This window comes from Agrobacterium sp. LEGMi-208b (genome assembly GCF_059511785.1).
This window is the reverse complement of record NZ_JCALIC010000003.1, coordinates 240630-256568: the sequence shown is the minus strand read 5'-3', so window position 1 is coordinate 256568 and position 15939 is coordinate 240630. Positions and strand designations below refer to the sequence as shown.

Annotated in this window: 15 protein-coding genes and 1 pseudogene; 3 read left to right on the top strand and 13 right to left on the bottom strand. The window is 58.9% G+C overall.

Annotated features, from left to right (window positions below):
- Nucleotides 1-62: 62 nt before the first annotated feature.
- The 6 genes and pseudogenes from AC5YUO_RS26665 to AC5YUO_RS26640 all read right to left on the bottom strand — a co-directional run bounded on the left by AC5YUO_RS26665 (nt 63) and on the right by AC5YUO_RS26640 (nt 6188).
- Nucleotides 63-1883 (bottom strand): ZinT/AdcA family metal-binding protein, encoded by a 1821-nt coding sequence (locus AC5YUO_RS26665; RefSeq protein WP_496156765.1) that lies wholly within the window; start codon nt 1881-1883, stop codon nt 63-65.
- A gap of 67 nt (nt 1884-1950) precedes the next feature.
- Nucleotides 1951-2889, bottom strand: coding sequence for a zinc ABC transporter substrate-binding protein AztC (gene aztC / locus AC5YUO_RS26660; RefSeq protein WP_496156764.1), 939 nt, complete (start codon nt 2887-2889; stop codon nt 1951-1953).
- Between the two features lie 23 nt (nt 2890-2912).
- Nucleotides 2913-3788: a zinc ABC transporter permease AztB gene (gene aztB, locus AC5YUO_RS26655; RefSeq protein WP_496156763.1), complete on the bottom strand. Its 876-nt coding sequence runs from the start codon at nt 3786-3788 to the stop codon at nt 2913-2915.
- Nucleotides 3785-4588 carry a zinc ABC transporter ATP-binding protein AztA gene (gene aztA / locus AC5YUO_RS26650; RefSeq protein WP_496156864.1) on the bottom strand — a complete coding sequence of 268 codons (804 nt, stop codon included), beginning with the start codon at nt 4586-4588 and terminating at the stop codon, nt 3785-3787. The genes aztB and aztA overlap by 4 nt, the downstream gene beginning before the upstream one ends.
- A 160-nt stretch (nt 4589-4748) precedes the next feature.
- On the bottom strand, nt 4749-5063 hold the full coding sequence (locus tag AC5YUO_RS26645; protein ID WP_496156762.1) for a hypothetical protein: 315 nt from the start codon (nt 5061-5063) through the stop codon (nt 4749-4751).
- Nucleotides 5060-6188 (bottom strand): annotated as a pseudogene (locus AC5YUO_RS26640) (CobW family GTP-binding protein). Before AC5YUO_RS26640 ends, AC5YUO_RS26645 begins: the two are co-directional and overlap by 4 nt.
- A 212-nt stretch (nt 6189-6400) precedes the next feature.
- Between AC5YUO_RS26640 and AC5YUO_RS26635 the strand changes: the two are divergent.
- The 3 genes from AC5YUO_RS26635 to AC5YUO_RS26625 all read left to right on the top strand — a co-directional run bounded on the left by AC5YUO_RS26635 (nt 6401) and on the right by AC5YUO_RS26625 (nt 9267).
- Nucleotides 6401-6841, top strand: coding sequence for a Fur family transcriptional regulator (locus AC5YUO_RS26635; RefSeq protein WP_496156761.1), 441 nt, complete (start codon nt 6401-6403; stop codon nt 6839-6841).
- A 72-nt stretch (nt 6842-6913) separates the two neighbouring features.
- On the top strand, nt 6914-8113 hold the full coding sequence (locus tag AC5YUO_RS26630; protein WP_496156863.1) for a GTP-binding protein: 1200 nt from the start codon (nt 6914-6916) through the stop codon (nt 8111-8113).
- Nucleotides 8114-8574: 461 nt separating this feature from the next.
- Nucleotides 8575-9267 carry a class I SAM-dependent methyltransferase gene (locus AC5YUO_RS26625; protein WP_496156760.1) on the top strand — a complete coding sequence of 231 codons (693 nt, stop codon included), beginning with the start codon at nt 8575-8577 and terminating at the stop codon, nt 9265-9267.
- On the opposite strand, the gene AC5YUO_RS26620 is transcribed toward AC5YUO_RS26625, so the two are convergent.
- From AC5YUO_RS26620 to AC5YUO_RS26590, 7 genes are all read right to left on the bottom strand, one after another.
- Nucleotides 9257-10054, bottom strand: a complete 798-nt coding sequence (locus AC5YUO_RS26620; protein WP_496156759.1) for an ABC transporter ATP-binding protein — start codon at nt 10052-10054, stop codon at nt 9257-9259. The two genes, AC5YUO_RS26625 and AC5YUO_RS26620, sit on opposite strands and share 11 nt — an antisense overlap.
- A 7-nt stretch (nt 10055-10061) precedes the next feature.
- Nucleotides 10062-11099, bottom strand: a complete 1038-nt coding sequence (locus AC5YUO_RS26615; RefSeq protein WP_496156758.1) for a FecCD family ABC transporter permease — start codon at nt 11097-11099, stop codon at nt 10062-10064.
- Nucleotides 11100-11101: 2 nt separating this feature from the next.
- Nucleotides 11102-12079 (bottom strand): FecCD family ABC transporter permease, encoded by a 978-nt coding sequence (locus AC5YUO_RS26610; RefSeq protein ID WP_496156757.1) that lies wholly within the window; start codon nt 12077-12079, stop codon nt 11102-11104.
- Nucleotides 12080-12123: 44 nt separating this feature from the next.
- A complete protein-coding gene (locus AC5YUO_RS26605) occupies nt 12124-13092 on the bottom strand; it encodes an ABC transporter substrate-binding protein (protein ID WP_496156756.1) in 969 nt (322 codons plus the stop codon).
- Nucleotides 13093-13403: 311 nt separating this feature from the next.
- Nucleotides 13404-14114, bottom strand: a complete 711-nt coding sequence (locus tag AC5YUO_RS26600) for an IclR family transcriptional regulator (RefSeq protein ID WP_496156755.1) — start codon at nt 14112-14114, stop codon at nt 13404-13406.
- A gap of 117 nt (nt 14115-14231) precedes the next feature.
- Nucleotides 14232-14633, bottom strand: a complete 402-nt coding sequence (locus AC5YUO_RS26595) for a PaaI family thioesterase (RefSeq protein ID WP_496156754.1) — start codon at nt 14631-14633, stop codon at nt 14232-14234.
- Nucleotides 14630-15934, bottom strand: a complete 1305-nt coding sequence (locus AC5YUO_RS26590; protein WP_496156753.1) for a CitMHS family transporter — start codon at nt 15932-15934, stop codon at nt 14630-14632. The genes AC5YUO_RS26595 and AC5YUO_RS26590 overlap by 4 nt, the downstream gene beginning before the upstream one ends.
- Nucleotides 15935-15939 lie beyond the last annotated feature (5 nt).

Genomic DNA, 15939 nt, shown 5'->3' with positions numbered 1-15939 from the left:
ATCGACGACCTGTTGGTCGCGTAGCGCCCGGCCCTTGGGCCGGACGCATTTGCAAGCGTGCCTTAGTGGGCCTTCATCTCACTGACGATCTGCTTCGCCGACAGCGACGCAGGGTAGTAGGTCGGCCAATTGGTCACTTCTTCAAGAAGCGCTGCACGGTCGTTGCCCCAGAAGATGTGGAAGTGGTCGGTCTTCTCCGGAGCGATCTTGTGGTCGCTGAACTGAATGAAATCAGGTGCAGACTTGTCACCATCGGTCTTCTTGAAGATGAAGCGGACGCCGCGGTTACCCTTCTTGTATGTCAAGGTTTCCTTGCCATCATAGGCATAGCTGGCCTTGGTCGGCTTGCCGTCCTTGTAGAAGGACACAACGTCGCCCTCGATCGCGATGCGATCTACGTCGGTCTTGTATCCGGCTTCGTATTCGGCGCGGATATGTTCGACGCTTGCAGTGCCATTCTCGGCCTTATGCTTCCATACGGGTTCAAGCGAACCGTCCTTCAGAAGCGGGAAGACCGACTGCCAGTCGCCAGCGTAATCGGAAAGCGGACGATCCTTGATCTGGCTGTCTTCGAAATAGCCCTTGTAGATCTGCGGGTCGCCATGGCTGTGTGCATGCGCATGATCGTGACCCTCGTGGTCGTGGCCTTCGCCATGCTCATGAACCTTGCCGCTGCCGCCTGCGACAGCGATGTTGTAAGGCTTGCCTTCAACCTTGATCGTCCCGACTTCCTTCAGTTCGGTCTTGGAAATGCGGCGAACCAGTCCTGCATTGGGATCCGTGATGACGACCTCGTCGCCAGCCATTGCAATGCGCGGACGCGGATCGTTCCAGTGACCGTCCATGGAATAGGGGTCGGTGACCTTGGCGCTCTTGGCAAGTTCGCCCTTGAGAACGTCGATCTGGTTGAGCGAACCGTCTTCGGTCAGAACATATCCGAAGCGGGCATTGGCCGGATCAAGTGCGAAGTCGATGCGGCGGAACGGCAACTCGATGTAACGGAAGTTCGGAGCATCGACCGGATCGACGACGACGAGGCCCTTGGCGCCATAATTGCCCATGAAGACCTGCATGCTTTTTGCGCCGAGCAGTGTGCCGGTGGCCTGGCCGCTCGGGAGGTCTGCCGGATACGGCAGCAGCTTGATGACAAGGCCGTCCTTGCCGGGCGTTACGGTGAGGATGCCTTCCTTGCAACCTGCGGCGAGATATACGCCAGAGAAGGCCTCGCCATGAATGCCGGTGCACGTTGCAACGTCACCAACCGGCGTGCCATCGGCCTTGACTTCACGCAGACCGACGCGTGTCGGAGCGGCGTCGCCCTCGACCGGCGCATCCGAAGCGACCGTCGTGACCCAGCTGTGACCGACAGGTGCCGCGAAACCGTGGTGTGCGTGGGCCTGCTTCATCCGCGTGGATTCGATCTCGCCATTCGACAGCTCATGCGCCTCGACGATGTCGTTGTATCCACCCTTGTCGAAGTTGATGACGATCTTGCCGTCATGATCGATGACGTGGAACGGGCGCGGGCCGGTCAGCGTCTTGTCCACAGCCTTCGGATCGGCGATCTCGATGTCGGAATGATCACCGTGGGCATGCAGGGAGATGCCGCTATTGATGAAGTTTACGACGTCATCGTCCGACTGAACCGAGACGATGGCGGCGCCTTCATTGACGCTGTAGAGCTTGTTCTGACCCGTCGTCTCGAACGTCCAACGGTTTTCCGGCTTGCTCAGGTCGAAGGCGGTCACCTTTCCGGCTGCATGATCACCGACGAACACGCGATACAGCGTGACGTCTTCTTCATCGTCGTTGGCGAACGCCGCTGGCCCGATCAGGCTTGCCGCAAGTGCAAGGGCGGATACGCCCAAGGTAAGATGTCTCAAAGTTCTCTCCTATTTAATGATATATCGTAACATCCGATGGTCGAGATTTGCCGCTGACTTTGCGGAGTCAGCCGCGATTGATAGCTTCCACGAGTGTCTTGACGTTGTAGCGCATCATCTCGAGGTAGCTTGCTGCCGGGCCGTCCGCTGGCGAGAGGGCGTCGGAATAAAGAGTACCGCCTAATTCGAGGCCAGCTTCGGAGGCGATCTGCTCGACGAGCCGCGCGTCCGAAATGTTTTCCGAGAATACCGCTGCGGCTTTCTTCTCCCTGATCTCGCGGATGAGCGAGGCAACGTCGGCCGCGGATGCTTCGGATTCCGTCGATACGCCCTGCGGTGCCAGGAAAGTCACGCCAAAGTCCTTCTCAAAGTACCGAAAGGCGTTGTGGGCCACGACGGCGACCCTGCGTTCCTTGGGCAGGCTGTCGATCGCAGTCTTGATCTCGGCTGCAAGGCCCGTCAGCTTATCGTCATAGGCGGCGGCATTCTTTTCATAAGTCGGGCACCCGTCCTTATCCGCAGCGCAGAATGCCTTGGCGATGTTACCGACATAGACCTTGGCGTTGCCGACCGACTGCCATGCATGGGGGTCATTCGGCGTCGCGTGGAAGATCGCCTTGCCATCGATATAGTGGTAATGTCCGCCCTTGGGATCGTTGAGGATTTCCGCGCCATCGGTCAGTACGGTGACCGGAGCCTTGGATTCGCTGGCCTCGATCAGGCGATCCATGAATCCTTCGAACATCAAGCCGTTGACAAGAACGACATCCGCGCGAGCCAGAGCCAGCGCGTCGGCCGGGCGGGGTTCGTAGACGTGGGCGTCGCTGTTCGGTCCGACCAGAGTCCTGAGCTCGATGCGGTCGCCACCGACCTCCTTGGCCAGATCCCCGATGATCGAGAAACTGGCCACGACGGCGAGTTTCTTGTCCTGGGCATAGCCGGGTAGCGCCGTAGAGCATAGAGCCACAAAGGTCAGGCCAGTCAGAAGGGACTTCATTTTTTTCATGATTATTCCAGTATCGTTTGAGTTCAGGCGGCCCGATGGGCAGACCGCGGAAGTCGCGACAAGAGCAGCCCGCGCGGGCTGGCAACGATCGAGACGAAGTAGAGCGCCCCTGCAGAGAGGATGATCGCCGGCCCCGAAGGAAGCGAGGCGTGGTAGGACAGGAGCAGCCCGCCGACAGACGAGACAAGCCCAATGCCGATTGCAACGACACACATGACGGATACTTGCTGCGTCCAAAACCTTGCGGCAGCCGCAGGAAGGATCATCAGACCCACGGCGAGTAGCGTCCCCAACGCCTGAAACCCCGCGACGAGATTGGTCACCACAAGCCCGAGGAATATGAAGTGGACTGGCGATCCGAGACGAGACACGGACCGCAGAAAGAGGGGGTCCATGCATTCCGCGACCAGTGCGCGCCAGAAGACTCCGAGCATGCCCAGCGTCAGGACGGTGACCATGGCGATCAACATCAATGCGTCGTTGTTGAGAGCAAGGACGGTACCGAACAGGACATGCATCAGATCCACACTCGACCCCCGGAGCGAAACCATCAGAACGCCCAGGGATAGCGAAATCAGATAGAAGGCGGCCATGGACGCGTCTTCCTTCTGAACGGTCAGTCTCGCCACCGCGCCGGCTCCGAGCGCAACCACTATGCCGACGATCAGGCCGCCTATCGTCATCGGCACGATCTCAAGTCCGTACAGGAGGAAGCCTGCGGCAGCGCCTGGAAGAATGGCGTGTGCCATGGCATCGCCTGTCAAGCTCATGCGCCGAAGCGTCAGGAACACGCCCACGGGGCAGGCGCTCAGCGACAGCATGACTGCGCCCGCCAGCGCCCGCTGCATGAATGCAAATTCGAGAAACGGAAGGATCAGTGCGTCGTAAACCATCGTCATCGCGCCCCAACCCTTACCGGATCATGAGGGTGTGATTGATCGTGGTGCAGGTGAGTGGGCTCGGGCGCTTCGCCCCCGCACCAAGGCGCATTCTCATTCCAGGCCTCTCGATAATGCCGGGCTCTCAGAAGGTTTTCCGGAGAAAGGGTTTGGCGTGACGCGCCCCACGCCACCGGGTGGCGTGCGAGAAGAAGCGCTTGCGGAAAATGCTCCCGGACCAGATCGAGATCGTGGACGACTACCAGGACCGTACGCCCCTCACTGTGCCAAACCTTGATAAGTCCGATCAAATCCACGATCGTCTGCTCATCGACGGCGTTGAATGGCTCGTCGAGAAGGATCAGATCGGCATCCTGAACGAGAACCCGAGCAAAAAGGGCGCGCTGCATCTGACCGCCGGACAGGGTGTCGATCGCACGCTTCTCGAAATTTTCGAGACCCACGTATACGAGCGCCTTCGACACCGCCTGGCGGTCCTCCGCGCGATGCCGTCCAAGCAAACCGCGACGCGGCCATAGCCCCAGCGAAACCAGATCGATGACCCGGGCGGGAAAAGTCCGGTCGAGTTCGGACTGCTGCGGAAGATAGGCAAGCCGGGTTCCAGAGGCGACGGCACAGTCACCGCCCATTGGCCTCAACAATCCTGCTATACCCTTCATGAGCGTGGACTTGCCCGAGCCATTCCCTCCGACGACTGCCAGAAGGCTCCCCCTAGGCACTTCGCCGGTCAGATGATGCACGGCCGGGTGCTGGTCGTAGCCCAAGGTCAGATCGCTGAAGTTAAGGCAGGCTGGAGACACGGCAGACACGTCTTTCATCAATCAAGGCGACCGTAGATCATCGTCGCTTGCATGTAATGTTATATCATCTAGCCGCCGGCTTTCGGGGAGGCAACCCAAAAATCACCTCACCACCAGAAAAGATGAATCACGTGGAAGTGTGGGTCGGGACCGGGGGGATTCAGACCCGGTTCGGACGACTGGAGCTGGCATCTTCATTTGCATTGACGCGCGTCAGCGCTGGCGCAAGAAGCTCCTTCGTCACATCCGCCAAGGCGGTGTGCAAGGAAACCTGCCTCGTGTCTCCGTCATGCATCACCAACACGATGATCTCTTTTGGGGGGCAGTCTGGCAGGGCGCAGGAAAGTTCGTTCACGGAAACAATCGCATCGTCCGGCAATGCCAGAAGCTCCCGCGTCCAGAGTTTGATCTCCCTCGCCTTGGAGACGATGCCCGGTGACCGCCGGCCTAAGGGATTGTTGAAGGCGCCACTCATCGCGATCTCCGCGCTTTTTTTCGTGCATGGTGGGGGGCCAGCACCTCGAACAAATCTCGGATCGGGCCAAGCGGCATGTCTTGGCCTATCAGCACGACGCGCGTGGACTGGTCGTCGTCCGGCCAGGCGTCGAGCCGCTGAAGAGGATAGAGCTTGTGCTGGACGGCATGCGCGACGATTGGCCGGTCAGTCGTCAGTCACGGCAAAGATCCCCTTGAGTCTCGGGAGACCGGAGTTCACATTCGTGGTCACGATGTGGAGGAATGTCATGACAGCCTGGGGATCAAGTGGCACGTCATGCACGAGTGGGACCGCTTCTATCTCCTCACCCTGCCTGTTCTGATCATGCGGGTGATCGGCATGATGAGCCAGCTCCTGCATGGCAATCCACCCGCGAACATCCTCATTCCGCCCGTTCAATGCATACCGCTCACTGCTGAACAGATCACTCAGGACGAACGCGGGACCATTGCGGTCGTGATACCGGGCGGAGGGATTGAGGACACGCAGTTCGGCAGGCCAGTCGTGTGGGGATGCTGCGAGATCGGTCTTCGTGAGAACGACGTGATCCGCAAACGCGAGCTGCTTCCAGCCTTCCATTATACTCTGCGACATGGCGCGACCGCTCAGAACATCGAAGGCAGTGACGACCCCTGCGAGATGGAAGGTGCGCGCAACGATATGATCGCGCAGGCCGATCGCCGGAGCTCCGCCAGGGATGAGGCTGTTGATGATGGGAGCAGGATCGGCGAGGCCGGTCGTCTCGATGATGACACGATCCACTGGCGGCGCCTGCCCTTTTGAGACAGCGTCGTGCAGCTCGTGGAGCGATACCCGAATATCGCTCGTGGCGGTGCAGCAGATGCAGCCTGTCGTCGTCTGGAAATAGGATTCGGATCCTGTACGGACGAGCGCATGATCGATCGCGACAGTACCGAACTCATTCACGATCACCGCCGCCCTCGCCATTCCGGGATCCCGGAGAATGTCGTTGAGGAGGGTCGTCTTCCCGGCGCCCAGGAATCCTGTCAGCAGTGTTACCGGTATGGTCGCAGGCGCAGATTCAGATGATGTGATCGATGCCTGCGCGGCTGATTTACGCTTGGCAAATGGATTGGCGAACATGTCTCCTCGCTTGTTCGGGCTGTGTGTCGCGGTCGGGTTGCCGATCGACCAGATGGCTCATCGAATCTGGGGACCGAACACGAAACGGCTTGACAGTCGCGTCATATGTAATGGTATTACATCGGTCAACGATTGTTTCGTTATAACATCACATTCGCTACCGAGACTGCATTTTTCTGCTCGGTGGCTCGTATCCATGAAGGATAAAGCCAGTGCATTCAGGCAGCGTTGTAGACCTCAGGTTGACCCGAAACCAGCACCTGGTCCTCAGCGTACTGGAAGAGTCCGATCGCCCCTTAACGGCATACCGCATCTTGGACGAATTGCGAGAGGCTGGCCTCAACGCACCATTGCAGATCTATCGCGCACTGGAAAAGCTCGTCGAACTCGGGCGGGTTCACCGGCTCGAAAGCCTGAATGCATTCGTGGCCTGCTGTCACGCGGTCCGTGGTCATGTCCATAATCACATCACAGCGTTCCAGATCTGCAAGGACTGCGGCAGAGCGCAAGAGTTTCACGACGAACGCGTCGACTTGACGCTCCAGCGCCAAGCCAAAATGAATGGCTTCGAGATACGCCATAGCAGTCTGGAAATCCACGGAGTCTGCGAGGAATGCAGAACGTCCGGTCGTCCGATCATCCGCGAGGCGTGAAAGGATACCGCCCGGATCCGAACGCGTGCCGCTTCCCAATTCCCTTTCCAAAAAAATGGAGATGCAAATGACATCGAAACTGTCGGAACGGTATTGTCGGGCTTCCTCGGCGCCGGAAAGACGACCCTTCTCAACCACATTCTCACCAATCGCGATGGTCTGCGCGTTGCACTCATCGTCAACGACATGAGTGAGGTCAACATCGACGCGGCCCTTGTACGCGACGGCGGGGCCAACCTCTCGAGGACGCAGGAACAGCTGGTGGAGATGACCAATGGCTGCATCTGTTGCACATTGCGCGACGACCTCCTTCAGGAGGTTCGTTCACTCGCCGAACAGGGGCGGTTCGATTACCTTCTGATCGAATCCACTGGTATCGCTGAACCGCTGCCAGTCGCAGCGACGTTCGATTTCCGCGACGAGAATGGCCGCAGTCTTTCCGATGTCGCAAGGCTCGACACGATGGTGACAGTCGTTGACGCTGCCAACCTGCTGAAGGATTACAGTTCCTCCGACTTCCTGGCCGACCGTGGTGAGACGGCTGGCGACGGCGACAACCGAACGCTCGTCGACCTCCTCGTCGAACAGATCGAGTTCGCCGATGTCGTCATCCTCAACAAGATCGGTACGGCAAGCTCTGCAGAGCGTGATGCTGCGCGCAAAATCATCGCCAGCCTCAACGCCGATGCAAAACTCATCGAGGCCGATTTCGGCAAGGTCGACCTAAAGGAGGTATTGGGCACAGGACGCTTCGACTTCGCCAAGGCAGAAACCCATCCGCTCTGGTTCAAGGAACTCCATGGATTTGCCGACCATATCCCCGAAACGGAGGAATACGGGATCCGGTCCTTCGTCTATCGCGCGAAGCAGCCGTTCGATCCAGCGAAGTTCCAATCCTTCATCAACCGCTCGTGGCCGGGCGTGGTCCGCGCGAAAGGCTTCTTCTGGCTCGCCACGCGTCCGGATCACGTCGGCGAACTAAGTCAGGCAAGCGCCCTCGTGCGCACGCAGAAAATGGGCCTGTGGTGGACATCGGTACCGAAGGATCAGTGGCCCCGCGATCCGGGCTTTCTGGACATGATGAAACCCTATCTCGATCCCGTCTGGGGCGACCGACGGCAGGAGATCGTGTTCATCGGAGCAGACCCTATGAATGAGGCGATTATTCGGGCAGAACTGAATGCATGCCTGATAGAGAGCACCGAATTCGTGCCAAATCGCTGGCAGGGTATGCCTGATCCATTCCCGTCGTGGCAAAGGCAGGCGGCATGACGCCTGCAGACGCCGGATTTTGGCCATCCGCCGGTTTTGCGGGTGGCCTGATTCTCGCGATACTCATCGCGATCCCCGCGCAGGCCTTACCCATCGTGGACGCGGCCCGGCTTGCGACGACATACGCAAAACGCGAATGCAGCGGGATTCCGCCATACCTGGCAATGGTCCAGTCATCGATACTTCGCTCGCGCGACGGGCCACGCGTTTTCCCAAAGCGTCTCAGGGCACCTTCTTGGAAAAGAGGTCTCAAGCGAAGATGCAGTTCTACGGCCCGATCCTTCGATGCCGCGAATTTCCACAAACCGCGCACTTGAACGGGCGAAGCTGATCCCTCAAAACATCTTCGAAACGTTTCGAACCAGAGCTGATTCAGCGATCCGTTGCGGAGCGTCCTTGTCGGCACGATGATCACTCATCGCGACACTAAAATGTCCCTCACATAGCAGTAGGAATGCAATATGACACAGGCACCCAAGCAAAGCGATAAGACCATCTCGACCTGGTACATCGACCCGCAAGCCGAAGACGCCATGGCTGACGGGCATGCACCCATCTGGCGGCATCTGATCGACATGATGCCGGAGCGTGACCTGGCGACCAAGACGATCCTCGACTTCGGATGCAATCAGGGTGGTTTCCTGCGTCATCTCTATGCAATCCGTCCGTTCCGGAAAGCTCTTGGCACCGATATCGCCGAACAGTCCATCGCCAAGGCGAACGCACTCAAGGGAACACTCCCGGTGCAATACGAGGCGATGGCGCGTCTCGACGGCTGGGACGAGCAGTTCGATGTCGCGTTCAGCCACGAGGTGATCTATCTGATCGAAGACATCGCCCAGCATGCCGCCGACATCTGGCGTGCGCTCAAGCCGGGCAGCGTCTATTACGCCGTAACGGGCTGCCATACAGACAACCCGCTCTGGCCGAAGTGGCGCACCCTCGTTGCCGAACGCACCAATACGGTCGTTCAGGATCGTTCGATCACCGATTACGCCAAGGTTTTCGAAGCCGCCGGCCTCAAGGTGACGGCCCGCAAGCTCCAGTTCGACGGTTTCCTGCCTTACGTGAGCGGCGGCTGGATGCCGGATTTTGCCGATACGCTGGACTATTACACCGAGACGAAAATCGTCTTCCGCCTGATCAAGTCCTGACGGCTGTCCGGCGGGCCAGTTCCACGTCGAAATGCGGGGGCGCGTCGGGAGCAATCTCGACGAAACGCCCCCGTACTCTGAACACGCTCTCGATCAGGCCACTTCCGGCAAGGTCATTCGGCTCTCCGTCGAATACCATCTCGCCGCGCTTCAGCAGGCAGATGCGATCACTGATCGACATGGCCTGATTGAGATCGTGGATCGCCATGATGACGGTCACGCCACGATCCCGGCTGAGGTGATGGATGAGATCCAGAACCTCGATCTGATAGCCGATATCGAGAAATGAAGTCGGCTCGTCGAGAAGAAGTATGCCGGCTTCCTGCGCGAGTGCCGCCGATATCCAGGCGCGCTGCCTCTCGCCACCCGATAAAGCGCTCAGGCTGCGGGCCGCAAAATCCGACAGTCCTGTTGCCTCCAGCGCCCAGCGGATCGCCTTTTCATCCTCCGGCCCGTATGACTTGAACAGGCCCACATGCGCGAAACGCCCCTGCCGCACCAGTTGCTCCACCGTCATCTCGTCCGGCGCGGTGGGCTGCTGCGGCATGAACGCCAGCTGGCGCGCGATCTGACGGCGGGACATGGACGCGATCGGCGCGCCGTCAATGGCCGCTTCGCCGGACGTCGGACGGATGAGGCCTGCAAGGGCCTGCAACGCTGTGCTCTTGCCCGAGCCGTTGGGGCCGATCAGCGCCCTCACCTCACCTTTTCCGACGGAGAGGTTCAGGGCATTCAATGCCCGGCGCGAGCCATAATCGACGGTTAGTCCGGAGCAGGATAGCAGCATCTGTGCCTCATGGGGTCTTGCGAATGAGCATGATCAGGATCGGTACGCCGACGAGTGCAGCGATGACCCCGATGGGGATTTCTTCGGCCTGTCCGACCAACCGCCCGATGAGATCACCGAGGGTCATGAAGACCGCTCCGAAAGCGATCGTTAACGGCAGGACAAGTCCCGCCCGTCTGCCAGCGGTGAAACGGGCGATATGCGGTACAACGAGACCTACAAACACGACTGGCCCGACAGTGCCGACAGCGCTGGCGGCCAGCACGCAGGACACCATGAGCGCGCAGGAGAACTGCCAACGGTAGGAGAGGCCGAACGATCGCGCCACCTGCGAATCGAACCGAAGCAGATCCAGCGGCCGCCGGATGATCGGCAGAACGACCAGCCCCAATGTCGTATAGGGCAGAAGGAAAAGCGCATGTTCCCAGGTGCGGGCATAGAGACTGCCCGCCAACCAGTCGAGCAGGACTTCGAGACGGCTCGACCCCCAGCCTGCGATCAGGCCGATCGCCAGCGCCTGCATCACCGCCCCAACGGCAATGCCGCACAAGGTGATGCGCAATGGTCCGAGTTCAAGGCGGAACGCCAGAAGATAGATGAGGCCGCCCGCGACCAATCCGCCCAATGTGGCAACTGTCGGAAGCCATTCCAGCGGCAGATCGGGAAGGTCCGTCGACCCGGTGTGATGGATGTAGACGGAAAACAGCAGGAACAGGCCCGCTGCCAATGTGGCCCCCTGGGAGACCCCCATGATCGAGGGATCGGCCAGAGGATTGCGGGTGATGTTTTGCAGCAGCAGTCCGGCAGTGGCCAGATGGATGCCTGCGAGCATTCCGGTCACGATGCGTGGAAGCCTTATGTCCCAGATGATGGAGGTCGCCTGAGCCGAGCCGTGACCGCCGAATACGGCGATAACATCGGCGGGCGGAATGTCCGCAACCCCGAGAAAGACGGCCACAATAGGTGACAGCACGGTCAAAAGGGCGACGCTCACCATGAACCTGGTGGAGTGCGACGTTGTTGTCGAGATTTCTCTCGTGGTCATCGTTACCCCCTGCCCGCGAAATTGCGCCGCTGCACCAGGAAGATGAAGATCGGTCCGCCGATCAGCGCCGTAGCAATGCCGACTGGTATCTCGCGTGGCGGCGCAATGCTGCGGGCGATGACATCGGCAAGCACCACCATGAAACCGCCGATGACAGCGGCCAGAACGATGCTCCAGAGCGTATTCCTGGGTTTCAACAGGCGCGCGATATGGGGTGATGCCAACCCAATAAAAGCAACGGGGCCCGCAACCGGCGTAATCCCGGCCACCGGAATGACCGAGATGAGAAGGAGCAGCGGTTTCCAGAATGCGAGTTGCAATCCCATCCCTGCGGCTGCCTGTTCACTGAGGGTCAGGAGTCCGACAATCCGATGACAGGCGAGCGTTCCGACCACGCCTACAACGACCCAGGGGAGCATATAACCAAGCTGCACCCATGAGCGTCCCTGAAAACCTCCGGAAAGCCAGAAAAGCAGCGATGGAATCTGAGGGCCGGTCGAGAGGATCGCCCAGGTCGTGACAGCGCCCAGAAACATCGAAACGCTGATCCCGCCGAGAGCAAGATGAAGCGGTCGGGCGGTGCCGCCATGGGCGATCCAGAAGGTAACCAGCGATGCTGCGAGACCTCCCGCCAGACCGACAAGCGGATAATAGAATGACGATAACCACGGAAAGAAGACGAAACAGAGCACAATCGGTGCGATGGCGCCAGCCGTCACGCCGGTCAGGCCCGGCCCCGCGAGCGGGTTGCGGGTCAACGTTTGCAAAAGATATCCCGAAACGCCGAGCCCAGTGCCGGCCGTGAATGCCGCAAGGCTTCTTGGCAGCCGCAGGGTCCAGACAAGGATGGAGTCGATCTTGCCGTCCGGTGCGGAAAGCACAGTCCACAGTGCATGATGGGGGATGGGGCGCATGCCGATTGTCAGACCACCGATAGTCACGATGACACTGCCGATCAAAAGAATGATCGCCAGTGCCATCGAACGGGCATCAATTGCTGAATTTCTCCCGCTCAATGCGTTGCTCACTTCTGCAGTTCAGCCGGAATCATCTTCGCTGCTTCCGCGCGAACATCGACTGCCGGGAAAGTATCCGGATAGAGGAAATGAGCGGCCTCTTTCAACACGATCTCGCGTGCGATCGGCCCCTGAGTCTCAACCCAATGGTCGCCGACATAATGAACGCGGTTGTTCTTGACCGCGGACAATTGCTGCCAGATCGGATTGTTTTCATGCGGACGGTTCGGCCCGCCATCATAAACGAAGATGACCTGCGGGTCCTTCTCAAGCATCGTCTCGAGGCTGACCTGAACGCCGAACTTGCCGTCTTGCGTCACGGGCCCAATGATGTTGTCGCCACCCAGCGCGGTGACAATCGAAGCGGTCGTGTTTTCCGTATGGAACGAGAACGGCGTGTCACCGGCCCACATGATCTGGAACCGTGGCTTCTCGCCCTTCGGTGCCTTGGCGGCATAGGTTTCGAGGTCGCGTTTGAAGTTCGCATTCAGCTCTTCACCACGCTCCGGCTCGCCGAAAATCTTCGAGAGATCAGCGACTTCCTGGTAGCTCTGGCTCAAAAGCTCCATATTATAGGCAACGAGGGGCGCAAGCTTTTCGAGCTGTGGCGCATTCGCCGTCGTATATCGACGCATGGCGACGATCACGTCCGGTTTGATCTCGGAAAGCAGCTCCAAATTCGGTTTTGCCCGCTGACCGATCGCCTTCATGTCCTTGGTGAGCCCCAGAAGGAAGTCAGGATTGCGATCCGCAGTCATGTACGTGGTCGCGACTGGCTTGATGCCCAGAGCGAGCGCTACGTCGACAGCGAGATAGGAAACGGCGGCAATCCGGCTTGCGTTGGCTGGAACCTGGACTTCGACGCCGCGATCGTCTTTGACGGTAACGTGACTGACATCCTGGGCAGCGGCGCTCCCGGCGAGCAGCATGGCTGCAGCGCCGATGATCGAGCGCAGGCGCGAGCTCTGTGAGTTCATTGTGTATCCTCCTGGATCGCTGGTTTGTTGTGTCTTGGACATAGGGACCACGGCGAAGCCAGACTGGTTCACAGGCGGCGGCCGCGCACTCCCGTTGCAGCGACTCGATGCTTAGACCGCAAATAAGAGTTTTACAATCATGTTTATTTGGAATGACTGGCGAAGAGTTTTTCCGGTCGCAACTTCGCCCGCCTTATTGGCGTGGTGGTGTCACCCTTGAATTTCTGACTTCGAGAAGTGCCGCAAAAAAGGCTCTCACGAGGCTTGCCTTCTGCTCGTCGGGACGGGGGGCCGCGGTCTTGTCTGCGACGTTATCGCTCGGAAGGGTGCCTTGTGGAACCAAGTCTGCCGGACAGTTGTCTAGCCGTACTTGTCAAAAGCTCCAGTTGTCGAGACTGCGCTTCCGCGGTGAAACGCTGCATCTGCACGGTGAGTCCCAATGCACCGACCAGATTGTTGCCTACGCCAAAAACTGGGACGCCTATCGCTCCCGTTTCGGGATCTCGCTCTCCGAGCGAGATGTAGTAGCCCTTGTCGCGAATATCATCGTAGAAAACGCCGGGCTCTCCAGAAAACGCCATGAGGATACGCGCGGTTGCTCCCTTGTCGAGCGTGAGCGAGGCGCCCTCCTCCAGATAGTGTCTGAAGATCCGGTCCGCATGGTGCCGATAGAGACAGATGCGGCGATCATTATCCTTGATGTAGAAAGCAGCGGTTTCCTCTGTGACCTCGACAAGCTTCCGCAAGACGGGCCGAACGTAATCAGCCAGATTGAACGTTCGCTGATACTGGTTTCCAAGTCGGTAGAGTGTCGACCCCAGACGGAATCGGCCATCGGGCTCGCGGTTGATGTATCCGAACCGCTCGAGCGAGCCGGCGAGGCGCAAGATCGTGCTGGGGTAGAAACCGGTCTTGGCGGCGATCTGATTGAGGGTCAGACGAGATTCGGCGTCGGTGAAGGCGTTCAGTATCGTCAATGCCCGTTCAACGGCTTCGACTTTCTGCTCTTTCTGAACCGCCATCAATGAACCTCCGAATGATCGCCTTTGCTCGCCGTGAACGCATAGCGCGTCACGGGCCTACAAGACAATGAAATCGCGTCACAAAGGCCGCAAGTCTCGGATCGGCCGCTGCATTTGCTACACGCCGATGATCTTCCACACGCCGGTGGCGCTCGCGACATGGCGCCCGCCGGCATGCAATTCTCCTCGCATGAAGACCAGATGCCGCGTCTCTTTCTGGATCGTGCAGAAAATCTCTACCGTTTCACCCACCTTGACCGGCTCGTAAAACTGCATTGAAAACTGCGCTGTCGCCTGCGCCCGTTTTTCATCGGCTTGCCTTGCGGTCCGCCCCATTGCACGATCTGCGAAAGTCATCAGCATGCCGCCCTGAACGAACCCGGCGCGGTTCCTGTGCTTGGCTTCGGCGACGAACCTGAAGCGCCCCTCCCCCGCCGAAAATGGCACATGATAAACCGGCCCGACATGAGCGATGAACCCGTCGTCGTCTTCGATGCTCCAGTCTTCGTTCTCGGTCATCCGATTGATCCTCTCAAGGGAATCGCACCGAAGATCAGGGCTCCGGCAAGCATTGCGAACATCAATCCTATAACCCAGAGGATTGAGGCGCGCTGGTTCTCACCGTAATTGATGTCCAGAAGTGCCACGAGAAGATAGGTGGATGCCACAAGGGGGCTGAGCAGATGGAGCGGTTGACCGACCAGCGATGCGCGCGCCATTTCGGCCGAAGTGATGCCGTAAGCCGCCGCAGTCTTTGCCAGGATCGGAAGCACCCCAAAGTAAAATGCGTCATTGGTCACGGCATATGTCGCAAGACCGCTCAGCACTGCGGTGAAAGGCGCCAGATAGGGACCGAAAGCATCCGGAGTAATGTAGAGCAGGCTTTTCGACATCGCGTCGAGCATCCCCGTGCCGTTCAGGATGCCCGTGAAAATGCCTGCGGCGAAGATGAGAGAAACCACTGCCAAGACATTATAGGCGTGCTCGCTCAGTCTTTCCTTCTGCTCGGATACGCTTGGATAATTCAGGATCAGAGCGATGGCGGTGGCGACCATGAAGAGAATAGGCAGAGGCAGGAGCCCCTGGATAAGAGCGAAGATCAGCGTCGCCGTCAGGATGACATTGAGCGGCAGCATGCGAGGACGCCTGAATTCGGGCACCTGATCCAGGCTCTCCTCAATCGCCGCAACGTCACGCTGGCTGATCCGTCCGATCCTTTTTCTCTCCTTCAGACCGAAATAGAACGCCACACATAGAACGTAAGCGAATCCTGTCAGCATCGGCAGTATGAGGGGAACAAAGACTTCACTGACATCGAGATGCATTGCACTGGCTGCTCGCGCCGTTGGGCCGCCCCATGGTAGGATGTTCATGATCCCGATCGACATGAGGAGCAGCGTCGCCATGTACTGCAACCTGATGCCGAGACGGCGATACACGGGGAGCAGCGCTGCCGTGCAGATGACATATGTGGTGGCGCCGTCTCCATCCAATGCGACGACAGTACCCATCACGGCAGTGCCGACGATGATTTTGAGCGGATCTCCTTTGGCGGTTTTCACCACGAGTCTGATCAGCGGATCAAAGAGGCCCGCGTCCGTCATGATGCAAAAATAAATGATCCCGAAAAAAAGCATGGCGGCTGTTGGTGCTAGCTTCACCAGGCCGTCCATCATCATCTTGCCCATATCGGCGCCTGCGCCAGCGATAAGGCCGAACACGATTGGTACGACCATCAGCGCAACCATGGCTGTCATGCGCCTTGTCATGATCAGCGCCATGAAGGCCGCGACCATCGAATATCCAAGAAAAGTCAGCATTGCGT